This window comes from Micromonospora sp. LH3U1, from assembly GCF_028475105.1.
Classification (GTDB): Bacteria; Actinomycetota; Actinomycetes; order Mycobacteriales; family Micromonosporaceae; genus Micromonospora.
In genome coordinates, this window is record NZ_CP116936.1 from 6,162,291 (window position 1) to 6,187,071 (window position 24,781).

The 24,781-nt window shown below is 70.8% G+C and carries 19 protein-coding genes; 11 read left to right on the top strand and 8 right to left on the bottom strand.

Annotation, left to right across the window (positions count from 1 at the left end; all coding sequences use genetic code 11):
- The first annotated feature begins 7 nt into the window (after nucleotides 1–7).
- The 3 genes from PCA76_RS28255 (at nucleotide 8) to valS (ending at nucleotide 6,451) form a co-directional block, all read left to right on the top strand.
- Nucleotides 8–1,864: an ABC transporter ATP-binding protein gene (locus PCA76_RS28255; RefSeq protein WP_272613477.1), complete on the top strand. Its 1,857-nt coding sequence runs from the start codon at nucleotides 8–10 to the stop codon at nucleotides 1,862–1,864.
- On the top strand, nucleotides 1,861–3,741 hold the full coding sequence (locus PCA76_RS28260) for an ABC transporter ATP-binding protein (protein WP_272613478.1): 1,881 nt from the start codon (nucleotides 1,861–1,863) through the stop codon (nucleotides 3,739–3,741). Before PCA76_RS28255 ends, PCA76_RS28260 begins: the two co-directional genes overlap by 4 nt.
- A 94-nt stretch (nucleotides 3,742–3,835) precedes the next feature.
- Nucleotides 3,836–6,451 (top strand): valine--tRNA ligase, encoded by a 2,616-nt coding sequence (gene valS, locus PCA76_RS28265; protein ID WP_272613479.1) that lies wholly within the window; start codon nucleotides 3,836–3,838, stop codon nucleotides 6,449–6,451.
- A gap of 78 nt (nucleotides 6,452–6,529) precedes the next feature.
- Here valS and PCA76_RS28270 read toward each other — a convergent pair whose 3' ends face one another.
- From PCA76_RS28270 to PCA76_RS28290, 5 genes are all read right to left on the bottom strand, one after another.
- Entirely contained in the window at nucleotides 6,530–7,174 is a 645-nt protein-coding gene (locus PCA76_RS28270) for a hypothetical protein (RefSeq protein WP_272613480.1), read from the bottom strand.
- A 93-nt stretch (nucleotides 7,175–7,267) separates the two neighbouring features.
- On the bottom strand, nucleotides 7,268–7,978 hold the full coding sequence (locus tag PCA76_RS28275) for an ABC transporter permease subunit (protein WP_272613481.1): 711 nt from the start codon (nucleotides 7,976–7,978) through the stop codon (nucleotides 7,268–7,270).
- A gap of 1 nt (nucleotide 7,979) precedes the next feature.
- Nucleotides 7,980–8,891: an ABC transporter ATP-binding protein gene (locus PCA76_RS28280; protein ID WP_238681678.1), complete on the bottom strand. Its 912-nt coding sequence runs from the start codon at nucleotides 8,889–8,891 to the stop codon at nucleotides 7,980–7,982.
- Complete coding sequence (locus PCA76_RS28285; protein WP_272613482.1) at nucleotides 8,891–9,796, bottom strand: ABC transporter permease; 906 nt, start codon at nucleotides 9,794–9,796, stop codon at nucleotides 8,891–8,893. The genes PCA76_RS28280 and PCA76_RS28285 overlap by 1 nt, the downstream gene beginning before the upstream one ends.
- A complete protein-coding gene (locus PCA76_RS28290) occupies nucleotides 9,789–10,703 on the bottom strand; it encodes an ABC transporter ATP-binding protein (protein ID WP_272613483.1) in 915 nt (304 codons plus the stop codon). Before PCA76_RS28290 ends, PCA76_RS28285 begins: the two co-directional genes overlap by 8 nt.
- Nucleotides 10,704–10,945: 242 nt before the next feature.
- Between PCA76_RS28290 and PCA76_RS28295 the strand changes: the two genes are divergently transcribed.
- From PCA76_RS28295 to galT, 4 genes are all read left to right on the top strand, one after another.
- A complete protein-coding gene (locus PCA76_RS28295) occupies nucleotides 10,946–12,460 on the top strand; it encodes a glycosyltransferase family 2 protein (protein ID WP_272613484.1) in 1,515 nt (504 codons plus the stop codon).
- An 88-nt stretch (nucleotides 12,461–12,548) separates the two neighbouring features.
- Complete coding sequence (gene cysC / locus PCA76_RS28300; RefSeq protein ID WP_272613485.1) at nucleotides 12,549–14,078, top strand: adenylyl-sulfate kinase; 1,530 nt, start codon at nucleotides 12,549–12,551, stop codon at nucleotides 14,076–14,078.
- A 109-nt stretch (nucleotides 14,079–14,187) separates the two neighbouring features.
- A complete protein-coding gene (locus PCA76_RS28305; RefSeq protein WP_272613486.1) occupies nucleotides 14,188–15,015 on the top strand; it encodes a DeoR/GlpR family DNA-binding transcription regulator in 828 nt (275 codons plus the stop codon).
- Complete coding sequence (gene galT / locus PCA76_RS28310; RefSeq protein ID WP_272613487.1) at nucleotides 15,012–16,088, top strand: galactose-1-phosphate uridylyltransferase; 1,077 nt, start codon at nucleotides 15,012–15,014, stop codon at nucleotides 16,086–16,088. The genes PCA76_RS28305 and galT overlap by 4 nt, the downstream gene beginning before the upstream one ends.
- Before the next feature lie 318 nt (nucleotides 16,089–16,406).
- Here the strand turns inward: galT and PCA76_RS28315 are convergent, their stop codons facing one another.
- Nucleotides 16,407–17,624, bottom strand: coding sequence for an NADP-dependent isocitrate dehydrogenase (locus PCA76_RS28315; protein WP_272613488.1), 1,218 nt, complete (start codon nucleotides 17,622–17,624; stop codon nucleotides 16,407–16,409).
- 138 nt (nucleotides 17,625–17,762) lie between these two features.
- Here PCA76_RS28315 and PCA76_RS28320 point away from each other — a divergent pair, with 138 nt between their 5' ends.
- Nucleotides 17,763–18,608 carry an MBL fold metallo-hydrolase gene (locus PCA76_RS28320; protein ID WP_272613489.1) on the top strand — a complete coding sequence of 282 codons (846 nt, stop codon included), beginning with the start codon at nucleotides 17,763–17,765 and terminating at the stop codon, nucleotides 18,606–18,608.
- Nucleotides 18,609–18,734: 126 nt separating this feature from the next.
- On the opposite strand, the gene PCA76_RS28325 is transcribed toward PCA76_RS28320, so the two are convergent.
- Nucleotides 18,735–19,685 (bottom strand): malate dehydrogenase, encoded by a 951-nt coding sequence (locus PCA76_RS28325; RefSeq protein ID WP_272613490.1) that lies wholly within the window; start codon nucleotides 19,683–19,685, stop codon nucleotides 18,735–18,737.
- 95 nt (nucleotides 19,686–19,780) lie between these two features.
- Entirely contained in the window at nucleotides 19,781–20,641 is an 861-nt protein-coding gene (locus PCA76_RS28330) for a bifunctional methylenetetrahydrofolate dehydrogenase/methenyltetrahydrofolate cyclohydrolase (RefSeq protein WP_272613491.1), read from the bottom strand.
- A gap of 447 nt (nucleotides 20,642–21,088) precedes the next feature.
- Between PCA76_RS28330 and PCA76_RS28335 the strand changes: the two genes are divergently transcribed.
- The 3 genes from PCA76_RS28335 (at nucleotide 21,089) to PCA76_RS28345 (ending at nucleotide 24,775) form a co-directional block, all read left to right on the top strand.
- The gene (locus PCA76_RS28335; protein WP_272613492.1) at nucleotides 21,089–22,690 is read left to right on the top strand and encodes a peptide ABC transporter substrate-binding protein; all 1,602 of its coding nucleotides are present in this window, start codon (nucleotides 21,089–21,091) and stop codon (nucleotides 22,688–22,690) included.
- Between the two features lie 197 nt (nucleotides 22,691–22,887).
- Nucleotides 22,888–23,826 carry an ABC transporter permease gene (locus PCA76_RS28340; protein ID WP_272613493.1) on the top strand — a complete coding sequence of 313 codons (939 nt, stop codon included), beginning with the start codon at nucleotides 22,888–22,890 and terminating at the stop codon, nucleotides 23,824–23,826.
- Entirely contained in the window at nucleotides 23,819–24,775 is a 957-nt protein-coding gene (locus PCA76_RS28345; RefSeq protein ID WP_272613494.1) for an ABC transporter permease, read from the top strand. Before PCA76_RS28340 ends, PCA76_RS28345 begins: the two co-directional genes overlap by 8 nt.
- Nucleotides 24,776–24,781: the final 6 nt, after the last annotated feature.

Consider the following 24,781-nt stretch of genomic DNA (forward strand, 5'->3'; position numbering starts at 1 on the left):
TCGGGTAGTGCCTGCGGAGAACGAGGGCGACCCGGCCGCTCGGGCCGCTGCGGGCTTCCACCCGGTGCACAACCTCTGGCGGCTGCGCCCCTACCTGCGCCCGTACGCCGCCGAGTTCGCCTGGCTGCTCGTCGCGGGTCTCGCCGGCACGGCGGCCGGAATCGCCGTACCACTGGTCGTGCAGCGGGTGGTGGACGGGCCGGTGGCCCGACACGAACCCGCCGGGCTGCTCCAACTCGGCGGCCTGGCGCTGCTGCTCGGCGTGGTCGAGGCGGTGCTCATCTTCATCCGCCGGTGGGTGCAGTCCTCCTCCGCCGTGGGCATGGAGGCGGCGCTGCGCGCCGACGTCTACGCCCACCTGCAACGGTTGCCGACGAGCTTCCACGACCGCTGGCAGTCCGGCCAGTTGCTCTCCCGGATCACCAGCGACCTGTCGGTGATCCGCCGGTTCCTCTCCTTCGGCGTGTTCTTCCTGGTGCTCAACCTGACGACCTACGTGGTCGTGGTCCTGCTGCTGATCAACCTGCACCCGGCACTGGGTGTGCTGGTCGCGGCCAGCGCGGTGCCGCTGCTGTTGATCAGTCGACGGTTTGGGCGGCACTACCACGCCGCCTCCCGCCGGATGCAGGACCAGCAGGGCGACGTGGCGACCCTGGTCGAGGAGACCGCGCAGGGCCTACGCACCATGAAGGCGTACGGCCGGGGGCCCGAACTGGCCGCCCGCTTCGCCGGTGGGGCCCGGCGGCTGCACGACACGGGCGTCAGCAAGGGGCGGCTGTTGGCCAACACCTCGGCGCTGCTCGACCTGGTGCCCAACGTGACCCTGGGCGTGGTCCTGGTGGCTGGGGCGGCCGCCGCCGCGGAGGGCGCGCTCACCATCGGTGAGCTGGTCGCGTTCGTCAGCCTCCAACTGATGCTCATCTGGCCGGTGCAGTCGCTGGGTTGGATCATCGCCAACGGTCAGGAGGCCGCCACCGCCGCCGACCGGATCCAGGAGGTGCTGGACACCCCACCCCAGATCGTCGACTCCCCCGGCGCGCTCGCGCTGCCCAGCGACGCGGTCCAGGGCCGGCTCCGCTTCGAGCGGGTCGCGTTCAGCTACCCGGGTGCGACGGCACCGGTGCTGCGCGAGATCGACCTGACCATCGAGCCAGGCGAGACGCTGGCACTGGTCGGCGCCACCGGGTCCGGCAAGAGCACGCTGCTCTCCCTGGTGCCCCGGCTGCACGAGGTGACCGCCGGCAGGATCACCCTGGACGGGCACGACCTGCGCGAGCTGCGGCTGGCCTCACTGCGCCGACTTGTCGGGGTGGCGTTCGAGGAACCCACGCTGTTCTCCATGTCGGTGCGGGAAAACCTCACCCTGGGTCGCCCGGACGCCGGCGACGACGACGTCCGGGCGGCCCTCGCGCTGGCCCAGGCCGACTTCGCGTACGACCTGCCGTGGGGGTTGGACACCCGGGTGGGTGAGCAGGGGTTGTCTCTCTCCGGCGGGCAACGGCAGCGGCTCGCGTTGGCGCGGGCCGTGCTCGGCCGACCTGCGGTGCTGGTGCTGGACGATCCGCTGTCCGCTCTCGACGTGCACACCGAGGCGCTGGTCGAGGCTGCGCTGCGGCGGGTCCTGCGCAACAGCACCGCACTGCTGGTGGTGCACCGGCCGTCGACGATCGCGCTGGCCGACCGGGTCGCCCTGCTCGAAGACGGACGGATAACCGCGATCGGCCGACACTCCGAACTGCTGGCCACCGTGCCGGCGTACCGGGCGCTGCTCGCCGCCGAACCGCCCGCCGGGGAGCCGCCGCCGTCCGGAGCCACCGGGTCGAGCCCGTCCGCTTCGGACGGCTGGGGGCTGGTGCACTCGTGACCGTCCCGAAGCAGGCCGACCCACCGCCCGAGGAGGAGCCCGAACTCACCCGCTGGCGCGGAACCGCCACCGACCCGGAGGCCGACCGGAGTCGAGCCGAGGACGACACACCCGAGGCGGTGGCCCGGCTGCGCCGGCTCAGCCGGACCCTGCTGGCCGACCTGCTCCGCCCGCACCGGAGACGACTCGCCGCCGCCGTCGGTCTGCTGCTGGCCCAGAACGCCGCCGCGATGGCCGGCCCGTACCTGGTCATGATCGGCATCGACCGGGCCATCCCGCCGTTACGCGCCGGCGACCCCGGCCCGCTGGTCGCCGTCGCCGGGGCGTTCGCGGTCGCCTCGGTGACCGAGTACGCGGCCCGCCGCGGGTTCCTCACACTCTCCGCCCGGATCGGCCAGGCCGTCCTGCTCGACCTGCGGCAGCGGGTGTTCGGGCACTTCCTGCGGCTGTCCGTGGGCTTCCACGAGCGGTACACCTCCGGCCGGATGGTCTCCCGGCTCACCAGTGACCTGGACTCGATCGCCGAGCTGGTCGACGGTGGTATCGACAGCCTGGTGCTGGCCGGGCTGTCGATCCTGTCGGTGGCCGCCATCCTGCTCTGGCTGGACCTGCCGCTGGCCACCGTGACGCTGCTCGCCTTCCCGTTCCTGTTCTGGCTGTCCCGCTGGTTCGCCCGGTCGTCGGCCAGCGCGTACCGGCGGACCCGGGACGCCGTCGCGCTGGTCATCGTGCACTTCGTCGAGTCGATGCGGGGCATCCGGGCCGTGCAGGCGTTCCGGCGGGAGCCGCGCAACCAACGGATCTTCGTGGCGCTCGGCGACGACTACCGACGCACCAGCCTGCACGCGTTCCGGCTGATCGCCACGTACTCGCCCGCGATCAAGCTGATCGGCAACGTCGCCGTGGCGGTGGTGCTCTGCTACGGCGGTTGGCGGGTGCTCGGCGGCCAGACCGAGATCGGTGTGCTGGCCGCGTTCCTGCTCTACCTGCGCCGCTTCTTCGAGCCGATGCAGGAGTTGAGCCAGTTCTACAACTCGCTGCAGTCGGCCACCGCGGCATTGGAGAAGCTGGCCGGGGTGCTCGACGAACCGCCGGCCGTCGCCGAACCGGTCCGGCCCACCCCGCTGCCGACCGGGCCCGCTCGCGGCGAGTTGACCTTCCGGGCGGTCTCCTTCGGCTACCGCGCGGACACGCCGATCCTCGCCGGGTTGGAGCTGACCGTGCCGGCCGGGCAGACCGTGGCGCTGATCGGGCCGACCGGCGCGGGCAAGTCGACCATCGCCAAGCTGGTCGCCCGGTTCCACGACCCGGACACCGGCACGGTCCGGCTCGACGGGGTCGACCTGCGCGACGTGAGCGACGCCGACCTACGCCGGGCGGTGGTCCTGGTGACGCAGGAGAACCACCTGTTCAGTGGGACCGTCGCGGAGAACATCCGGTTCGGCCGCCCGGGCGCGGACGACGCCGCGGTCCAGGCCGCCGCGCGGGCGATCGGCGCGCATGACTTCATCGCCGCACTGCCCGAGGGGTACGCCACTCAGGTGCACCGACGCGGCGGCCGGCTCTCCGCCGGGCAGCGGCAACTTGTCGCGTTCGCCCGGGCGTTCCTGGCCGACCCGACCGTGCTGATCCTGGACGAGGCGACGTCGTCGCTGGACGTACCGACCGAACGGCTGGTGCAGCGGGCGCTCGGCACCATCCTGCGCGACCGCACCGCCCTGGTGATCGCACACCGACTCTCCACCGTGGAGACCGCCGACCGGGTGCTCGTCCTCGACGACGGGAAGGTCGTCGAGGACGGCCCACCCGCCGCGCTGGCCGAGACCGACGGCCGGTACGCGGCCCTGCACCGGCAGTGGCGCGACTCGCTGATCTAGCCGTGCGGCCCCGGCCGGTGGCCGTTCCCTGCCGGCCGGTGTGTTCGGCCGCAACTACGTCGCCCCACACCCGGCAGGTGCCTACGATCGCAGGATGACCGATACGGCGAGGACGGCCCGCGCCGGCGTTCCCGAGCGTCCGACCCTGGACGGGCTCGAGGAGAGCTGGGCACGCCGCTGGCAGGAGGAGGGCACGTACGCGTTCGACCGCTCCAAGCCGGCTGTTCCGGGTCGCGGCGCGGCGTCAGACGCGCCGAGCCGGAATGGTCGCAGCGTCGACGTGTACTCCATCGACACCCCGCCGCCGACCGTATCCGGCGAGTTGCACATGGGGCACGTGTTCTCGTACACGCATACCGACACGGTCGCGCGGTACCAGCGGATGCGCGGCAAGGCTGTCTTCTACCCGATGGGTTGGGACGACAACGGCCTGCCCACCGAGCGTCGCGTGCAGAACGTCTACGGGGTGCGCTGCGATCCCGCACTGCCGTACGACCCGGTGTGGCGGCCACCGTCGGCGCCGGTCGACGACGCGGCCCGCCGCGACCCCACCCCGATCTCCCGCCGCAACTTCATCGAGCTGTGCGAACGGCTGACGGTCGCCGACGAGCAGGTCTTCGAGGCGCTGTGGCGGCGGCTCGGGCTCTCGGTGGACTGGTCCCTGACGTACACGACGATCGGCCGGATCGCGCGGGCCACCAGCCAGCGGGCGTTCGTGCGCAACCTGCTCCGCGGCGAGGCGTACCAGTCGGAGGCGCCGACGCTCTGGGACGTCGGTTTCGCCACCGCGGTCGCCCAGGCCGAGTTGGAGGACCGGGAGCGTCCCGGCGCCTACCACCGGCTGCGGTTCATCGCGTCCGGTGGGCGCGAGGTGCTCATCGACACCACCCGACCCGAGCTGTTGCCGGCCTGTGTGGCGCTGGTCTGCCACCCCGACGACGAGCGGTACGCCGACCTGGTGGGCGGCACCGTGCGCAGCCCGTTGTTCGACGTCGAGGTGCCGGTGCACGCCCACCCGCTCGCCGACCCGGGCAAGGGCACCGGCGTCGCGATGGTCTGCACGTTCGGTGACCTGACCGACGTGACCTGGTGGCGTGAGCTGGGGCTGGCCACGCGGGTGGTGATCGGCCGGGACGGCCGGCTGCTCCCCGAACCGCCGGCCGGGGTGCCGGCGCAGCCGTACGCGGCGCTGGCCGGGCAGACCGTCAACGGCGCCCGCCGGGAGATCGTCGGAATGCTGGCCGACGCGGGTGACCTGATCGGTGAGCCGCGCCCGATCACCCACCCGGTCAAGTTCTACGAACGCGGCGACCGGCCACTGGAGATCGTCTCGACCCGGCAATGGTATCTGCGCAACGGCGGCCGGGACGACGCGCTGCGGGCGACGCTGCTGGCCCGGGGCGAAGAGCTGCACTGGGTGCCGGCGCACATGAAGCACCGCTACGACCACTGGGTGGGCGGCCTGACCGGGGACTGGTTGGTCAGCCGCCAACGCTTCTTCGGGGTGCCGGTGCCGGTGTGGTACCGGCTCGACAACACTGGCGAGCCGGACTGGACCCACCCTCTCACGCCGGACGAGTCCGCGCTGCCGGTCGACCCATCGACCGACCCGGCACCCGGTTACGACGAGTCGCAGCGCGGCCAACCGGGCGGCTTCATCGGCGACCCGGACGTGCTGGACACCTGGGCCACCTCGTCGCTGACCCCGCAGATCGTCGGCGGCTGGGAGACCGACCCGGACCTGTTCGCCCGGATCTTCCCGATGGACCTCCGCCCGCAGGGGCAGGAGATCATCCGGACCTGGCTCTTCGACAGCGTGGTCCGTTCGCATTTCGAACACGGGGTGCTGCCCTGGCGGGACACCGTGCTCTCGGGCTGGATCCTCGACCCGGACCGCAAGAAGATGGCCAAGTCCAAGGGCAACGTCGTCACCCCGCTGGCGCTGTTGGAACAGCACGGTTCGGACGCGGTGCGCTATTGGGCGGCCAGCGGCAAGCCCGGCATGGACCTGGCCTTCGACCCGGCGCAGATCAAGGTCGGCCGGCGGCTGGCCACCAAACTGCTCAACGCGTCCAAGTTCGCGCTCGGGCTGGGCGCGGCGGACGCGCTGCGCGCCCCGGCGACCGCTCCACTGGACCGGGCCATGCTCGCCGAGCTGGCCACCGTGGTCACCGCCGCGAGCACCGCCTTCGACGCGTACGACCACACGGCCGCGTTGCAGGTGACCGAGGCGTTCTTCTGGCGGTTCTGCGACGACTACATCGAGCTGGTCAAGGAACGCGCGTACGGCACCGGCGCGGCAGCCGACTCGGCGCGCGCGGCGCTGGCCTCGGCGCTGTCGGTGCAGCTGCGGCTGTTCGCCCCGGTGCTGCCCTACGTGACCGAGGAGGTCTGGTCGTGGTGGCGGTACGGCTCGGTGCACCGAGCGCCGTGGCCCACCACCCACGAGGTGGCCCGCACCATCGAGGGGACGGGTGAGCCGGCGCTGCTGCGGCTTGCCGGCGACGCGTTGAGCCAGGTGCGGCGGGCCAAGTCGGAGCGGAAGCTGTCGATGAAGGCGGAGGTGCCGCTCGCCGAGGCGCTCGGCCCGGCAGCTCTTCTGGAACAGCTCACCCTGGTCGCCGACGACCTGCGGGCAGCCGGCCGGATCGGCAAACTCGACCTGCTCCCCGACCGCACCCCGGAGCTCGTCATCGCCTGCGCCTTCTGAGCTGCGCCCGCCGCCCATTCCGCTGGAGCGGCTCCGTCCGCCGCCGCCCACCCCGCCGGGGCGGCGACGGACGGGCCGTCACCAGCCGCGCAGGAAGCGCAGCCCGAGCAGGAACGCGACCACGGCGGGCCCCACCAACAGGGTGATCGCCTGGAGGCGGTAGGGCATCCGGTGCCGGGTCAGCTCACCCGCGTTGCCCAGCACGATGGCCCCAGCCAGCATAAGGAACGCACCCCACCAACCGGTCTCCGGGTGGATCAGATCCACCCGGATCAGTTGCAGGGTCAGGCCGAGCAGCGCGCCGGTCAGCGCGAGCAGGGCCACCGCCCGGTGCAGGCCGCGGGCCAGCGGGTGGGCTGCCCGCCAGCCGTAGGTGCCGGCGACCGCCAGGCAGGGCAGCACCACCAGCAGCGGCCAACCCCGACTCATCACGCCGAACATCAGCAGCGCGCCCACCGCGAACACCAGGGTGCCGACGCAGGCGAGCATGTACCCGGCGAAGGCCCGGCCACCGCCCCGGGCCAGCAACGGCCCACCGCTGGCCGCGATCAACGCGGCCGGAATCAGGATGAACACCGCCCACCAGTGAAACTGGCCGGTGCCCTGAGCGGCCGTGGCGACCGTGGCGCAGGCCAGCCCGGCGACCGCCAGGCTGGTCAGCCACGGCCGGCTGGTTCGGGAGTACGGCTCAGCCAACGACGTCCGCTCCGCTTCGACGCTCACGCCCACCAGCCTGGCCCGAGGTGGCCCGGCCGGTCCATCCGGCCAGCCCTACCGCCGCGCGGGGGCTGGCCGGAACAGCGTCTCGCACCGTTGTCAGCTCGTCTCGCCAGCCACGCTGAACGAGCGCAGGCGGTCGATGGCGAGCACTGTGAAGCCGACGCTGACCAGCGCCGTCATCACCGACGCCACCGGCACCGACACGCCGCTCTCCAGCAGTCCGGTGGGGGCGATCCGGTCGGCGAGGGTGATCACGTACTGCTGAATGGAGAGCACCTTCGTGCCGCTGACGACGTTGCCCAGCAGCCCTTCCCAGATCAGCACGTAGACCAGGCCGAGCAGCACCGGCCGCCTGGTGACCAGGCTGAGTGCGAGGAACAACGCCGAGTACGCCAGCGCGCCGAGCGCCGCCGCGACCGCCAGCGCCAGTCCGAGGCGTACCGAATCGGCGAGCACGCCCGCGACGTAGAGCGGCACCGCCACGGTGACCGCGGTGACCCCGGCGGCCACCGCGAGCTTCGGCAGCACGATCTGCCAGCGCGGCAGCGGCTTGGTCAGGATGTGCACCACAGTGCCGTCGTCGATCTCGGCGCCCAGCACGCCCGTGCCGATGATCAGCGCGACCACCGGCAGCACCACGGCCAGCCCGAGGCCGACCAGCACCGGCGGCCCCCACTGGCCCGGGTCGACGCCCAGCGACCGGCAGAGCACGGCCAGCCCGAGCAGCAGCAACGGCAGCGGGAGCAGCAGCAGAAACCGGCGGCGGCCGAACAGCCCGCGCGCGGTGATCCAGGTAATTGTCGACATGTCAGGCCTCCACCAGGTAGGAGAAGACGCTCTCCAGGGACTCGTCGGACGGCACCAACTGGCGCACCCGGATGCCTTTGTTCAGGGCGATCCGGGGTAGCGCCCGGGTGAACGCGCCGTAGTCACCGGCCCGCACGGTCAGGCCGGTCGGGTCCAACTCCACCCCGCTCACCGACGGCTCGGCGATCAGCGCGACGGCCAGCGCCCGGTCGTCGGTGGAACGCACCGCGAAGACGTGCGGGCGGTTGGTCATCAACCGGCGGATGGTCCGGAAGTCGCCGGAGGCGGCCAACCGGCCGGCCACCATCACCTGCACCGTTCCGGAGACCTGTTCGACCTCCTCCAGGATGTGCGAGCTGAACAGGATCGTCCGGCCGGCGTCGCCCAGGGTGTGCAGCAGCTGCATCATGTGCAGCCGCTGGCGCGGGTCCATCCCGTTGAACGGCTCGTCGAGCAACAGCACCTGCGGGTCGTGCACCAACGCGGCGGCCACCCGGGCGCGCTGGCGCATGCCCTTGGAGTACGTGCCGATCCGGCGGTCCTGCGCCGACTCGAGCTCCACCAGATCGATCGCCCGTCGCGCTGCGGCCGCCGGATCGGGCAGCCGGTGCAGCTTCGCGCTGGCCAGCACGAACTCGTACGCGGTGAGGAAACCCTGCACCGCCTCCCGTTCACTGACCAGCCCCAGCCGCCGGTAGACGTCGGGGTTACGCCAGGTCGGATCGTCGTCGAGGGTGACCGTGCCGCGCGACGGGGCGAGAAACCCGGCCATCATGTGCAGCAGCGTGGTCTTGCCGGCGCCGTTCGGGCCGAGCAGCCCGGTCACGCCCGGCCCCAGCGCCATGCTGATGTCGTTGACCGCGACCACGTTGCCATACCACCGGGACACCCCGGTCAGGCTCAGCGTGCTCATCAGGAGGCGACCTTCCGATAGCGGGCCAGCAGGAGGGCGATGGCGCCGGCGACCAGCAGCACCGCGGCCAGGGCGTAGACCGGGCCGAACCCGCCGATCATCATCTCGCCCGGATCGCCCTCGACCAGCAGGTCACCCAGCGACCAGATGCCCACCCCCTGCACCAGCGTGGAGGGGGAGGCAAGCCCGGCCAGTTCGTTGGCGGCGCGCGACGGCAGGATGCTCAGCACGCCCACGATCGGGGTGGTCATCAGGAAGACCGCCACCACGCCGCCGGCGGCGAAGGCGCGCTTGCCGGTCAGCGATGCGACCAGCAGCCCGACCGAGGCGAAGACCACCGCCCACAGCCCGGCGTAGAGCAGCCCGGGCAGCAGGTCGAGCAGCTCGTTCCACACCCCGCGCATGCCCTGCTTGGTGGTGAAGGCGGCACCCAGGAACATCAGCAGCTGCGGCCCGCCGAGCAGCAGCCAGAGGGCGGTGACCAGCGCCAGCAGCTTGGCCAACGCGTAGTCGGCGCGCGGCAGCGGCCGGGAGAAGTACAGCGGCAGCACGCCGCTGCGCAGATCCCGGGAGACCAACTCCGGGGCGACGACCGCGACGAAGAAGATGACCAGCCAGCTCATCGCGTCGGCGAACTGGGCGTACGTGGCGACCGGCTCGCCGATCTGGCTGCGTACCGCGGCCAGGGCCACCGCGACCAGGGAGACGATGCCGACCACCAGCCACGGGAAGATCTTGGCTTTGGCGCTGCGGCCGAAGCCGAACGCGGTGCGCAGCCCGTGCAGGTAGAGCGCGCCGAAGACCTGGCGGCGGCCCAGCCTCGGACCCTCGTAGCGTTGGTAGCCGATGTCATGGATGACGCCGGTCGGCGCGGGGCGCACGGCGGCTGCGGTCGGCTCAGGCATGGGAGAGCTCCCTCGTGGCGAAGAGTTCGGCCACCCGGTGCCGGCGCTGGTCCAGTCGGTGCAGTGGCAGGTCCAGTTCGGCGACCGCGCCGAGGATCAGGTCGTAGGTGCCGTCGTCGGCGAGTGGCACGAGGAGCAGTCGCCCGTCCCGGGCGACCGGCAGTTTCAGCTCGGCGAGCCGGGCGGCGAGCTCCTCGGTGCCCTCGCTGACCTCCACGGCGAGCACGTCGGTGGCCGTGGTCATCGCGGAGATGTGGTCGGCGCGCAGCAGCTTGCCGCCGTCGATGGCGATCAGCGTGTCGCAGATCCGCTCGACCTCACCGAGCAGGTGCGAGCAGACCAGGACGGAGATGCCGAACTCGGTGCCGATCCGGTGCACCAGGGCCAGCATGGCGTCCCGGCCGGCCGGGTCCAGGCCGTTGGTCGGCTCGTCGAGCAGCAGCAGGTCGGGGTCGTGCACCAGCGCCTGGGCCAGCTTGACCCGCTGCTTCATGCCGGTCGAGTAGCCACCGACCGGGCGGTAGCGCTCCTCGTAGAGCCCCACGTGCCGCAGCGCCTCCGAGGCCCGCTCGCGAGCCGCGGTGCGGGGCAGGCCGCTCATCCGGCCGAGGTGGGTGACCAGCTCGGCGGCGGAGAGGTCCGGTGGGAGGCAGTCGTGTTCCGGCATGTAGCCGACCCGGGCGCGGACGGCCGCCGGGTCGGCGGTCGGGTCGATGCCGAGCACCGAGACCTGACCACTGGTCGGTGCGATCAGGCCGAGCAGAATCTTGATCAACGTGGATTTGCCGGCGCCGTTCGCGCCCACCAGGCCGATGATCCCGGGCTCGACGGCGACGGTGAGGTCGGCGAGTGCGGTGACCCGACCTCCGTACGTCTTGGTGAGCGACTGGGTCGCGATCAGTGTCACGCTGCCCAGCGTAGGGAGTCGCTGCCCACTACGGACACCGGCGCGCCCCCGGCGCTCCCCTGATCCTTGCCGCGGCGAACCCCTAAGGTCCACCGGCGGGGGCGGTTGTGATGTTTCGGCCGGTCCCGCGCTCGGCCCGACCCCGCCTATTGAAAGACATATCTGGGGTGGCACCATTCACCTCCCGTTCATCAGGCAGCAAGCCCGCAGGATGATCGACTGACGACACAGGAGGGATCCTGATGGCCGAGGTTGGCGTCCCCAAGGTGAGCGTCGTGGTGCCGGCTTACAACTGCGGCCCGCACATCGAGAAACTTGTCGCCTCGCTGCTGCGTCAGTCACTGCCCGCCGCCGAGTTCGAAGCGGTCTTCGTCGACGACGGCTCGACCGACGACACCGCCGAACGACTGGACCGACTGGCCGCCAAGCACTCACACATCAGGGTGCTGCACATCGAGAACTCCGGCTGGCCGTCGCGCCCGCGCAACCTGGGTGTCGAGAACGCCCGCGGCGAGTACGTCTTCTTCGCCGACGACGACGACTGGGTCGCCGACGAGGCGCTTGAGCGGCTGTACGCCTGCGCGAAGACGAACGACGCGGACATCGTCGTCGGGAAGATGGCCGGACACGGGCGCCCCGTGCCCCGGGAGCTGTTCCGGAAGAACCGCTTCGAGGCCACCCTGGAGAACTCCCCGCTGATCGACAGTTTGACCTGCCACAAGCTGTTCCGGCGGTCGTTCCTCAACGAGCACGGTCTGCGGTTCCCGGAGGGCGGCAAGCGTCGGCTGGAGGACCACGCAATGGTCGTGCGGGCCTACTTCCTGTCCCGACGCACCTCCGTGCTGTCCGACTACACCTGCTATCACCACGTCCAGAGGAGCGACGCGCGCAACGTCACCGCGACCCAGCTGGACCCGTCGAGCTACTTCGTGAGCGTGCGGGACGCGCTGGACACCGTGGATGCCAACACCGAGCCGGGTCCGCTGCGGGACCGGCTGCACCGGCGGTGGCTGCGCAACGAGATGCTCAGCCGACTGCGCGGGAAGCGGCTCCTGAACGCCCCCGAGGACTGGCTGGAGCAGCTCGCGCTGGAGACCCAGAAGGTCATTCAGGACAGGTTCGCCCCTGGCGTCGCCGCTGGGCTGCCACCCCTGCTCCGAGCCGTGGCGTACCTGGCCGAGCGAGGCCGTGTCGCGGACCTGCGCCGGCTCGCCCACTGGGAGGCGGGCATCGCCGCACACGGCACGATCGACGAACTTCAGTGCGACGACCGCGTCGTCACGGTGACCATCTCCGCCGAGCTGCGCTCTGCGGGCCAGCCGGTCGGCTTCCGCGCCGACGACGGCCGGGACGTGTTGGTGCTCCCGATGGAGGAGATCGCCACCGAGGTGCTCGACGCCACCGCGCAGGTCCGCAAGGCCCGCCTGGATCTGGTCGCCCGCCGGCGGGAGACCGGTGACGAAATCTTCCTCCCGGTGACCTTCCAGACCGAGCGGGTCACCGGGACGGCCGGGGCGGACACCGTCCACCTGGTCCACCGGGCCACCACCACGATCGACTTCGGCGCCCTCAACGGCGGCCGGACCCGGGGTAGCTGGCTGCTCAAAGCCCGGATCACCAACGTGGGCTGGACCGAGGACGCGCGGCTGCCGCTGTTGTTCATCTGCCGGGCCGACGGCTCGCGGCCCCGGATCCGCGACGAGCGGAGGGTGTGGAACCGGGTGCGGTCGGCGGTGGGCCGGCGGATCCGGCGCTGATCCGCCCGCCCGGGTCGTGGAGTGGCGCCCTCGACCGATCGGCGGTCGGCTGCGAAACTGTGTGCCGGTCAGCGAGTGGGGGGCGTGGATGAGTAACGGCTGGGTGCTGCCCGACGAGGTGCTGCGGGACGCACCGGCGTACACGCCACGTCCCGGTGAGCTCGCGGATCTGGAGCTGTTGCTCACCGGCGCGTACGCCCCTCTGACCGGTTTCATGACCCGCGCCGACCTGGTCTCGGTCAGCCGACGCGGCCGACTGGCCGACGGCGCACCGTGGCAGGTCGCGGTGACCCTCCAGGTGCCGCCCACGCTGGCCCAGAGCCTCGATCCGCGCGACCCGGCCCGCCGGGCGCTGGTGCTGACCGACGGTGAGGGCGCACCGACGGCCGCGCTGGACGTGGCCGACGTCTGGCAGGTGCGCGAGGGCGTGGCAGGGGTGGGTGGCCAGGTCCGGCGACTGGGCGACGGTGGCCACGGCCCGTTCCAGCGACTGCGCCGCAGCCCGGAGGAGGTCCGGGCGCTGCTGCCCCCGGGCCGGGTGCTCGGGGTGATCGCCGACCGGCCGCTGCATCGTCCGCAACTCGCCCAGATCGCTCATGCGGCCCGCACCCTGGCCGCGCACCTGCTTGTGATGATCCCGGTCGGCGAGGGTGGCGTCGGTGGGCTCCCACCGGAGGCGCTGGTACGCACCATCTTCGCCGCCCGGGACCGGATGCCGCCCGCCACCCTGGTCGCGGTGCCGCTGTCGCACCGACGCGAGGAGATCAGTGACGCGCTGCTGCGCGCCCGGGTCTCCGCCGCGTACGGGGTCACCCACCTGCTCTCCACCGGGGAGATGCTCTCCGGTGCCGGGCTGCGGGTGCTGGTGCCACGCGAGCTCGCGTACGACAACCGGGACGGGCAGTGGCGGTGGCGGGAGGACATCCCACCCCGCAACCGTCGGCTGGCGCTGACCCAGCAGGAGATCGACGACCTGCTCGACCGAGGCTTCCCGTTGCCGGAGTGGCACACCCCGCCGGCTGTGGCGAGGGAGTTGGCCCGGGCTCGGCCGCCGCGCCGGCACCGGGGGTTGGTGGTCTTCCTGACCGGCCTGTCCGGTTCCGGCAAGTCGACCATCGCCCGAGGGCTGGCGGACGCGTTGCGGGAGAGCGGCGACCGCACGGTGACCCTGCTCGACGGGGACGTGGTGCGCCGGGAGCTCTCCGCCGGGTTGGGTTTCAGCAAGGCCGACCGGGATCTCAACGTCCGGCGGATCGGGTGGGTGGCCGCCGAGATCGCCCGGCACCGTGGGGTGGGCATCTGCTGCCCGATCGCCCCGTACGCGGCGGCCCGCGCCACGGCCCACGAGATGGCTCTGGCCGCCGGGGCGGGTTTCGTGCTGGTGCACGTGGCCACTCCGCTGGAGGTGTGCGAGCGTCGGGACCGCAAGGGCCTGTACGCGCGAGCGCGGGCTGGCCTGCTCACCGGGATGACCGGCATCGACGACCCGTACGAGGAGCCGACCGACGCCGACCTGGTGCTCGACACCACCGACCTGAGCGTGCCGGACGCCGTGCAGGCCGTGCTGCACCATCTGACCGAGACCGGCTGGGTGGAGCTGAAGATCGCGTCTGCCTGAGGCGCCGCACCCCGTTCCTTTCACCACTGCCGGCCACGCGCTAGTGTTCATCTTTGTTGGAACACGTTTGACCGCGTGAGAGTACGTGGACCCCCGGGAGGCACGGCGAATGCTCGCTCAGCAGCGGCAGGCGGCCATCCTGGAGCGGGTCCGGTTGACCGGCGGTCTCCGGGTGAGCGAGTTGGCAGGCGAGTTCGGTGTCTCCGACATGACCATCCGGCGCGATCTGGAAGCGCTGCACGAGCGCGGCCTGCTGGCCAAGGTGCACGGCGGTGCCACGACAGCCGGGCCGAGCTCGACCGACGAGCCGGGCTTCCACGCCAAGTCGGTCCGTCAGCTACCGGAGAAGGCCGCCATCGCGGACCGGGCGGCCCAACTGGTCCGGCCCGGCGCGGCGGTCGCGCTCTCCGCCGGCACCACCACGGCCGAGCTGGCCCGGAGGCTGGTGGACGTGCCCGGCCTGACCGTGGTGACCAACTCGCTGCCGGTGGCCGAGATCCTGCACGCCGGTGGCCGACCGGACCAGACGGTGGTGCTCACCGGCGGCGTCCGCACCCCGTCGGACGCGCTGGTCGGCCCAATTGCGGTCGGGGCCGTCCGGTCACTGCACCTGGATCTGCTCTTCCTGGGCGTCCACGGCGTCACCGAGCGGGCCGGCTTCACCACCCCGAACCTCATGGAGGCGGAGACCGACCGGGCGCTCGTGGCCGCGGCGGACCGGCTGGTGGTGCTCGCCGATCACACCAAGTGGGGCACGGTGGGCATCTCCTCGATCGTCGAGCTGGCCGCGGCACACGTACTGGTCAGCGACGACCGGTTGTCTCCGCCCGCACGACGGGTACTCGGCGAACAGGTGGGCGAACTGATCATGGTGAAGGCGACCACAGGGGCGGGCCGCGCGACGCGCACGCCGACGAGTGAGGGGACGGCGCAGTGAAGCGCACCGCGATCGACCTGGCCGACGGCCGGGAGCTGATCTACTTCGACGAGCGCGACGACGCGGTCCGCGACCAGCCCGACCGACGAGACCTGCCGCCGCCGCCCTCCGCGTCCCAACTGCGCTACGACCCGCTGACCGACGAGTGGGTGGCGGTCGCCGTGCACCGGCAGACCCGCATCTTCCTCCCGCCGGCGAACGAGTGCCCCCTCGACCCGTCGGTGGGCGACCGGCTGACCGAGATCCCCGCGCCCGACTACGACGTGGTGGTCTTCGAGAACCGGTTCCCGTCGCTGAGCGGCCGGGTGGCCGACGAGCCCGGGGAGATCACCCCGTTCACGCCGGTTCGGCCGGGCCTCGGCCGGTGCGAGGTGGTCTGCTTCACCTCGGACCACAACGCCTCCTTCGCCAGCCTTCCTCCGCGCCGGGTCCGCACCGTGCTGGACGCGCTCGCCGACCGCACCGAGGTGCTCGGCGAACTGCCCGGCGTGGAGCAGGTCTTCTGCTTCGAGAACCGGGGCGTCGAGATCGGCGTGACGCTGCACCACCCGCACGGGCAGATCTACGCGTACCCCTTCGTGACGCCGCGCACCCGCGCGCTGCTGGCCGCGGCACGCCGACACGCCGAGCGGACCGGCGGGGGCAACCTGTACGCGGACGTCCTGGCCGCCGAGCGCGCCACCGGCGACCGGGTGGTCGTCGAGAACGAACACTGGACGGCGTTCGTCCCGGCGGCTGCCCGCTGGCCGTTCGAGGTGCACGTCGCGCCGCGCCGTGTGGTGCCGGACATCCCGGCGCTCAGCGACAGCGAGCGGGACGCCTTCGGGCCGCTCTACCTGGATCTGCTGCGCCGTTTCGACGGCCTGTTCGACATGCCGATGCCGTACATCTCGGCCTGGCACCAGGCGCCGGTGCGGATCGACCGCGAGCTCGCCTACCTGCACCTACAGCTGTTCAGCATCCGGCGAGCCAAGGACAAGCTGAAGTTCCTGGCGGGCTCCGAGTCCGGGATGGGTGTCTTCATCAACGACATTGCCCCCGAGCATGCCGCCAACCTGCTGCGCGCCGCCTGAGACGGCCGGCGACACCGCCTGACCTGGGTGGGGAACAGGGCGCGGGGGGCCCGGGACAGGGCCCCCCGCAGGGAAGGGACGGCTGGCTGTGCACGGCACAGCCGGGAAGGCTGGCTGATCGGCGCACGGGTGCCGCGGGTCGACCGAGGTCAACCTTCCTGGACTCGACTGGCATCTTGTCCATCCGGGCCAACGAGGCGCGCCGGCCGGAGTAACGCCAAACGGCGCGTCAGCGCCGGACACGCCGACGCAGCACCGCCGGACACGCCGAAGCCCGCCGGCGGGTGCCGGCGGGCTCCGATGACGCGGTACGCGGGATCAGGCGCCGATCTTGCGGGCCAGGTTCTCGTCGAGCGCGTTCATGAACTCGTCGGTGGTCAGCCACGGGGCGTCACGCGAGATGAGCAGCGAGAGGTCCTTGGTCATCTGGCCGCCTTCGACGGTGTCGACGATGACCTGCTCCAGGGTGTTGGCGAACTCGGTGACCGCCGGAGTGCCGTCCAGCTTGCCCCGGTGGGCCAGGCCCCGGGTCCAGGCGTAGATCGACGCGATCGGGTTGGTCGAGGTCTTCTCGCCCTTCTGGTACTGCCGGTAGTGCCGGGTGACCGTGCCGTGCGCGGCCTCGGCCTCGACGGTCCGGCCGTCCGGGGAGAGCAGAACCGAGGTCATCAGACCCAGCGAGCCGAAGCCCTGCGCGACGGTGTCGGACTGCACGTCACCGTCGTAGTTCTTGCAGGCCCAGACATAGCCGCCCTCCCACTTGAGCGCGGCGGCGACCATGTCGTCGATCAGCCGGTGCTCGTAGGTGATGCCGGCAGCGGCGAACTCGGCCTTGAACTCGGCCTCGAACACCTCAGCGAAGATGTCCTTGAACCGGCCGTCGTACGCCTTGAGGATGGTGTTCTTGGTGGACAGGTAGACCGGGTAGTTGCGGTCCAGCCCGTACCGGAACGACGCCCGGGCGAAGTCCCGGATCGACTCGTCGTAGTTGTACATGCCCATGGCGATGCCGCCGCCCGGGAAGTTGGCGACCTCCATCTCCATCGGCGCGCCGCCGTCGGCCGGGGTGTAGGTGATGGTCACCGTGCCCGGGCCGGGGACGACGAAGTCGGTGGCCTTGTACTGGTCACCGTGGGCGTGCCGGCCGATGATGATCGGCTTGGTCCAGCCGGGGACCAGCCGCGGCACGTTGGACATGATGATCGGCTCACGGAAGACGACGCCGCCGAGGATGTTGCGGATGGTGCCGTTGGGCGACCGCCACATCTTCTTCAGGCCGAACTCCTCCACCCGGGCCTCGTCCGGGGTGATGGTCGCGCACTTGACGCCGACGCCGTGCTCCTTGATGGCGTTGGCGGCGTCAATGGTGACCTGGTCGTCGGTCTCGTCGCGGTGCTGGATCGACAGGTCGTAGTAGTGCAGGTCGACGTCGAGGTAGGGCAGGATCAGCTGCTCCCGGATCTGCTTCCAGATGATCCGGGTCATCTCGTCGCCGTCGAGTTCTACGACCGGGTTGTTTACCTTGATCTTCGCCATCGGCCGGCGCTCCTCTCGGGGGACACGTGCTCAAGCAGTACGAGCGTACTGCAATTGGGCCGGCAGCCCTCAGTCGGCCTCGACCGGCCGACGGAAACCGGGCTGCACGGCGCAGAAATTCCCTGACATCATCGCCCGATGCCACTGAGCCGCACTCTCGGGTCTATCACGGTCACGGCGCTCACCGACGGCGAGGGCGCTTTCTTCCAGCCCCGCACGCAGGCGTTTCCGGACGCCACAGCTGCCCACTGGCGGGAGGCCGACCAGCGCGACCCCGGCTCGGTGACCGCCGACGGGCAGTGGTGGCTGCCGTTCCGCAGCTTCGCGATCCGCAGCGGCGACGGGCCGGTCACCCTGGTCGACGCCGGGATCGGCCCGGCCGACGCGCCCGCCGCGAGCTGGGCACCGGTGCCCGGCCGCATGCCGGCCGAGTTGGCCGCCGCGGGCATCGACCCGGCCGACGTCGACACGGTCGTGCTGACCCACCTGCACAGCGACCACATCGGCTGGGCGGTCACCGGCACGCCGGGCCGGCCGTACTTCCCGAACGCCACCTACCTCGTGCAGCGCGCCGAGATCGACGCGGCGGAGACGATCAACCCGGGACTGCCGGCCGGCCTGATCGCGCCCTTGCGCGCCGCCGGCCAGCTCCGGGTGGTCGACGGCGAGACCACCCTCACCCCAGCGGTACGCCTGCTGTCCACCCCCGGCCACACCCCCGGCCACCAGTCGGTGCTCCTGACCTCGGCCGACGAACGAATGCTCATCACCGGCGACCTGCTGGTGCACATGGTGCAACTCGTCGACCCCAACCTGGCGTACGCCCACGAGGTGGACCCCGAAACCGCCCGGCTCTCCCGCACCAGGGCCCTCCAGACCCACTCCCCCACCCTCCTGGCCACCCCCCACCTAGGCACCCCTTCACCCCCCACCCCTAACCCCTCCCCTGTTGATCATGAAGTTATTGCGGTGACACACCGATGAGACGGGCAACAACTTCATGATCACCGGGGATCTGGGGGTGGGCCGGGGGCGGGGTCGGGAGGGGCCGGACGGCGGAGGGCCCGCCGGCTTGGCCGGCGGGCCCTCCGCAGTGGGTCTGGTTCGGGACTACATGCTGGCGATGTCGCCCTGCTTGGCGCGGACGGCTTCGGCGGCCTCGAGGAGGCTGGCGCGCTCGTCGGCGTCCAGGTCGGTCTCGACGACCCGCTTGACGCCCTCGGCGCCGATCGCGGCCTCGACACCCAGGTAGACACCGGAGATGCCGTACTCGCCGTCGACCCAGGCGCAGACCGGCATGACGTCGCCGGAGTCCTCCGCGACGGCCTTCGCCATCCGTGCCGCGGCGGCGGACGGGGCGTAGTACGCCGAGCCCGTCTTGAGCAGCGCGACCACCTCGGCGCCACCGTTGCGGGTCTTGACGACCAGCTCCTCGATCTGCTCGGCCGGCATCGCGTCACGCAGCGGCTTGCCGTTGACGGTGCTCTTCGACGGCACCGGGACCATCGTGTCGCCGTGCGAGCCGAGGGTCAGCGTGCGCACCGACGCCACCGGCACGTCCAGCGCCTCGGCGACGAAGTTGCTGAACCGGGCGGTGTCCAGCATGCCGGCCTGGCCGAGCACCCGGTTCTTCGGGAACTGGGTGGCGAGCTGGGCCAGCGCGGTCATCTCGTCCAGCGGGTTGGAGACGACGATGACGACGGCGTTCGGGGCGTACTTGGCGACGTTCTCGGCGACCTGACGCACGATCTTGGCGTTGGTCTCCAGCAGGTCCATCCGGCTCATGCCGGGCTTCCGCGGCAGACCGGCGGTGATCACGACGACGTCGGAGCCCTCGATGTTCTCGTAGCCCTCACCGTTGGGGCCGGTGGTCACGCCGACCACCTTGGTCTCGAAGCCCTCAATGGCCCGGGACTGGTTGAGGTCGAGCGCGAGACCCGCGGGCTTGCCCTCCACGATGTCGGTGATCACTACGGTGTCGAAGACGTCGTACTCGGCCAGGCGCTGTGCGGTGGTGGAGCCGTAGAAGCCAGCCCCGACGACAGTGACCTTCTTACCCATGGTCGTCCCACTCCCTGATACCAGTCGGTTTTCCGGACCGTATCAGTCATCCTGGCACCGATCGGGCCAGGGGCGGACGGTTACGGCCCTACACCTCAGCCGCGCTCGGCGCGCTCCACGACGTTGGTGAGCAGCATGGCCCGGGTCATCGGACCCACGCCGCCGGGCATGGGGACCAGCGCGCCGGCCGTCTCGGCCACCTCCGGGTCCACGTCGCCGGTGTAGCGGCCCTTGCCGTCCGCGCCGATCACGCGCGTGATGCCGACGTCCACCACGACCGCACCGGGGTTGATCATGTCGGCGGTGAGCAGGCCCGGTACGCCGGCCGCGACGATGACGATGTCGGCGGCGCGGGTGTGCGAGGCGAGGTCGAGGGTGCCGGTGTGGCAGAGGGTGACCGTGGCGTTCTCGCTGCGCCGGGTGAGCAGCAGGCCGAGCGGTCGGCCGACGGTGTTGCCCCGACCGACCACCGCGACGGTGGCGCCGCGCAGCGCCACGTCGTGCCGGCGGAGCAGTTCGACGATGCCGCGCGGGGTGCAGGGCAGCGGGCCGTCGTAGCCGAGGACGAGCCGGCCCAGGTTGACTGGGTGCAGACCGTCGGCGTCCTTCTCCGGGTCGATCAACTCGAGCACCCGCTGGGTGTCGAGGTGGGCCGGCAGCGGCAGCTGGACGATGTAGCCGTGGCACGCCGGGTCGGCGTTCAGCTCGGCCAGCACGTCGTCGACCTGCTGCTGGGTGGCGTCGGCCGGCAGCTCCCGGCGGATCGAGGCGATGCCCACCTCGGCGCAGTCGCGGTGCTTGCCGTTGACGTACGCCTGGCTGCCCGGGTCCGCCCCGACCAGGACCGTGCCCAGCCCGGGGATGATGCCGCGTTCCGCGAGTGCCTTCACCCGTATCCGCAGCTCGTCCTTGATTTCCGCTGCGGTTGCCTTGCCGTCCAGAATCGTCGCCGTCACGACCAGATCGTCTCACGGCCGCCGCCCGCGATTCGGAGGACCTCGCTCGGGCCGCCTGCCACCATCTCGCTCAGCGCCGCCACACGTAACCATGCGTGACGTGTCGCTAGTCACTCTCAGTCACAATCTATGGGTTCGGTCACCGTCGAACCAGACAGCAAGATGAAGTGCGGCGCAGACCGGACCTCCGGTCCAGAGGGTTCCAACTTCGCCCAGGTAGGGACGGCCAGCCCTCTCGGGCGCCTAAATATCCCCAGGCCAACGAGGTTTAGCGGCTTTTCACTACCAGGCCGGTCGAGCTTCGGCAAGGGAGGCCACCCTGGACCGTTACCCATCCGCAACCGCGTCGTTGCCGAAGGCCCATCGCCGACCTACCGTTGCCGCTTGTTGCGCAGCGTAACCCAGCGTCGGGCCTGACTGCGCAGCGTGAGGAGATGAGGAGGCTCAATGCGAGTTCGTAGACTCGCCGCCTGGACCGCCCTCCCGCTCGCGGTGACGCTGGGCCTCGCGGCCTGCGGCAGCGGCGGAGACGGTGGATCCGGTGGCAGCGACAGTTCGGCGGTCAGCATTCAGATCGCCGAGCCGAAGCACCTGGTTCCCACCAACACCACCGAGACGTCCGGGTCGCAGGTGCTCGCCGGCCTGTTCAGCCCGCTCGTGGACTACGACGCCCAGAACAAGCCGTACGAGGTCGCCGCCCAGTCGGTCACCTCGTCCGACAACAAGGTCTGGACGATCAAGCTCAAGGACGGCTTCACCTTCCACAACGGTGAGAAGGTCACGTCCCAGAACTACATCAACGCCTGGAACTACGGCGCGTACGCCCCCAACGGTCAGGACAGCAACTACTTCTTCGAGAAGATCGCTGGCTACGCGGACCTGCAGGGCAAGGCGCCCAAGGCCAAGGAGTTGTCCGGGCTGAAGAAGGTCGACGACTCCACCTTCACCGCGACGCTGTCCGAGCCGTACATCGACTTCAAGACCACGCTGGGCTACAACGCGTTCTTCCCACTGCCGGACGCCGCGTTCTCGGCCCCGGGCGTGCTCAAGGACGGCTACGAGCAGGCGCCGATCGGGCAGGGCCCCTTCAAGATGAAGGGCACCTGGCAGCACGACAGCAAGATCGATGTCGAGCGCTACGACGCGTTCCCGGGCGAGAAGCCCAAGGTCAAGAACGTTGAGTTCCGGATCTACCAGCAGCTGACCGCGGCGTACGCGGACGTCCAGGCGGACAACCTGGATGTGCTGCCCACGATCCCGACCGAGAGCCTGAGCACCGCGCCGAGCGACCTGGGCGACCGGTACCAGACCAGCCCGATGTCGTCGTTCCAGTTCCTGGCGTTCCCGACGTTCGACAAGGACTACAGCAACCCGGACGTGCGTAAGGCCATCTCGATGGCGATCGACCGTGACGAGATCACCAAGTCGGTCTTCAAGGGCTCGCAGCAGTCGGCGCGCTCCTTCGTCTCGCCGGTCCTGCCGGGCTACCGGGACAACACCGCGGGCAAGGCCGGCGAGTTCAACCCGACCGAGGCCAAGAAGCTCTACCAGGCCGCCGGTGGTCCGTCGAAGATCGTCATCTCGTACAACGGCGACGGCGGTCACAAGGACTGGGTCGACGCCACGGTCAACCAGCTCAAGGCCAACCTGGGTGTCGACGCTGTCGGCTCGGCCGAGCCGAAGTTCGCCGACCTGCTCACCAAGGTCGAGAAGAAGACGCCGGTCGGCGCCTTCCGCATGGGTTGGGTCATGGACTACCCGACCATGGAGGACTACCTCGGCCCGCTGTACAGCACCAACGGCTCGTCGAACTACTACGGCTACAGCAACCCGGAGTTCGACAAGCTGGTCAAGGAGGGTTCCGCCGCCAAGACGCAGGACGAGGCGATCGCCAAGTACCAGCAGGCGGAGGACATCCTGGCCAAGGACATGCCGGTGATCCCGCTCCGCTTCGGCGAGAACGTGTTCGGCCACTCGTCCAAGGTCAAGAACGTGGAGATGGACCTGTTCCAGCGGGTCAACCTCGTCAAGATCGAAGCGGCCAGCTGAGCTGACCATGGTGCGGGCCACCCGGGCGACGATGCCCGGGTGGCCCGAACCGCACCACCGGGGCCGGGCCGCAGAAGCGGACCCGGCGTCGGTGGTGCCGGCTCCCCCGGGCCGGACGGCACGTCTCAGACATTTCGGGTACGACCAGAGATGCCGTCCTGCGACCCTTTCGCACATTTCCGGAGAGACTGCTAAGCATGTTCCGCTACATCTTGCGGCGCCTACTGCAGATGGTCCTGGCGTTCTTCGGGACCACCCTGATCGTCTACGCGCTGACATTCGCCGGGCAGGGCGACCCGATCCAGGCGCTCGCCGGTGAGCGGCCGGTGACGGCAGCCCAACGGGCCTACCTGACCGAGAAGTACCACCTGGACGCCACGGGCGTCGGCGGCTTCTTCTACCGCTACTTCGACTACGTGAAGAACCTGCTCCAGGGCGATCTGGGCGAGTCGCTCACCGGCCGGAACATCGGTGACATCCTCCAGCAGGCCTGGCCGGTCACCGTGCGGCTCGCGCTCATCGCGCTCGCCGTGGCGATCATCTTCGGTGTCAGCGCCGGTGTGATCGCCGGTATCCGCCGGGCCAGCATCTTCGACAACTCGACCCTGGTGCTGACCCTGCTGGTGCTCGGCATCCCGACCATCGTGCTGGCGCCGCTCGCGCAGTACTTCCTGGGTGTCAGGTGGCAGCTCTTCCCACCCACCGCCGGGTCCGACCCGACGTTCTACGCGCTCCTGCTGCCGGGCATCGTGCTCGGCTCGCTGTCGCTGGCCACCGCACTGCGGCTCACCCGGGCCTCGGTTGCGGAGAACCTGCGCGCGGACTACGTCCGGACCGCCCGGTCCAAGGGCCTGGTCAAGCGCCGCATCGTCGTCGTCCACGTCCTGCGCAACTCGCTCATCCCGGTGGTCACCTTCCTCGGTGTGGAGCTGGGCAACCTCATGAGCGGCGCGATCATCACCGAGGGCGTCTTCAACATCCCCGGCGTGGGCTTCAACCTCTTCCGCGGCATCCGCACCGAGGACGGCCCCCTGGTGGTTGGCATCGTCAGTGTGCTCGTCGTGGTCTACCTGGTCTCGAACCTGGTGGTGGACGTCCTGTACGCCGTACTCGACCCGAGGATCCGCTATGAGTGACTTTGAAACTGTGGCGGCCACCGAGAACCAGGCCGCCCGGCGTGGCCCCTCGGGCGAGCCGGGCACACCCAACCAGATCGGCGCCGCGCAGAAGCCGCGCAGCCTGGCCGGCGACGCCTGGCGCGACCTGCGCAGCAACCCCATCTTCTGGATCTCGCTGGCGCTGGTCGTCATCTTCACCCTGATGGCGCTGCTCCCCGGGGTGTTCACCGCCAACAACCCGAACGACTGCCTGCTCTCCCGGCAGCACGCCGGGCCGTCCGGCGGGGCCATTTTCGGGTACGACTTCCAGGGCTGCGACACGTACTCCCGGGCGGTCTACGGCACCCGGGCCTCGCTGCTGGTCGGCGCGCTCGCCGCGCTCGGCACCGGGATCATCGCGTTGGTGATCGGCATGCTGGCCGGTTACTTCGGCCGCTGGGTCGACGCGGTGCTGTCCCGGGTGATCGACGTGGTGCTCGGCATCCCGCTGCTGCTGGCCGCGATCGTGCTGCTCAAGCGGGTGTCCAGCGACAGCCAGTGGGCACGGATCGGCGCGGTCGTCTTCGTGCTGGCACTCCTCGGCTGGACCACCGCCGCCCGAGTGGTCCGTTCCTCGGTGATCACCGCCAAGGAGCAGGACTACGTCGCGGCGGCCCGCATGCTCGGTGCCGGGAACAGCCGGATCATGTGGCGGCACATCCTGCCGAACTCGCTGGCCCCGGCCATCGTGGTGCTGACCATCGCGCTCGGCTCGTTCATCGCGGCCGAGGCGACGCTCTCCTTCCTGGGCATCGGTCTGAAGGCGCCGACCATCTCGTGGGGCCAGGACATCGACACCGGCCGCATCCACATGCGCGAGGCGGCCACCCCGCTGATCGTCCCGTCGGCCTTCCTCGCGCTGACCGTGCTGGCGTTCATCATGCTCGGCGACGCGATCCGTGACGCCTTCGACCCGAAGCTGCGGTGACTCATG

Bases quoted from the DNA above. Each gene is read 5' to 3' on its own strand.
- valS (WP_272613479.1), top strand. From the start codon at position 3,836: ATGACCGATACGGCGAGGACGGCCCGCGCCGGCGTTCCCGAGCGTCCG.
- PCA76_RS28275 (WP_272613481.1), bottom strand. From the start codon at position 7,978: ATGTCGACAATTACCTGGATCACCGCGCGCGGGCTGTTCGGCCGCCGC.
- PCA76_RS28280 (WP_238681678.1), bottom strand. From the start codon at position 8,891: ATGAGCACGCTGAGCCTGACCGGGGTGTCCCGGTGGTATGGCAACGTG.
- PCA76_RS28285 (WP_272613482.1), bottom strand. From the start codon at position 9,796: ATGCCTGAGCCGACCGCAGCCGCCGTGCGCCCCGCGCCGACCGGCGTC.
- PCA76_RS28295 (WP_272613484.1), top strand. From the start codon at position 10,946: ATGGCCGAGGTTGGCGTCCCCAAGGTGAGCGTCGTGGTGCCGGCTTAC.
- cysC (WP_272613485.1), top strand. From the start codon at position 12,549: ATGAGTAACGGCTGGGTGCTGCCCGACGAGGTGCTGCGGGACGCACCG.
- PCA76_RS28305 (WP_272613486.1), top strand. From the start codon at position 14,188: ATGCTCGCTCAGCAGCGGCAGGCGGCCATCCTGGAGCGGGTCCGGTTG.
- PCA76_RS28315 (WP_272613488.1), bottom strand. From the start codon at position 17,624: ATGGCGAAGATCAAGGTAAACAACCCGGTCGTAGAACTCGACGGCGAC.
- PCA76_RS28320 (WP_272613489.1), top strand. From the start codon at position 17,763: ATGCCACTGAGCCGCACTCTCGGGTCTATCACGGTCACGGCGCTCACC.
- PCA76_RS28325 (WP_272613490.1), bottom strand. From the start codon at position 19,685: ATGGGTAAGAAGGTCACTGTCGTCGGGGCTGGCTTCTACGGCTCCACC.
- PCA76_RS28335 (WP_272613492.1), top strand. From the start codon at position 21,089: ATGCGAGTTCGTAGACTCGCCGCCTGGACCGCCCTCCCGCTCGCGGTG.
- PCA76_RS28340 (WP_272613493.1), top strand. From the start codon at position 22,888: ATGTTCCGCTACATCTTGCGGCGCCTACTGCAGATGGTCCTGGCGTTC.
- PCA76_RS28345 (WP_272613494.1), top strand. From the start codon at position 23,819: ATGAGTGACTTTGAAACTGTGGCGGCCACCGAGAACCAGGCCGCCCGG.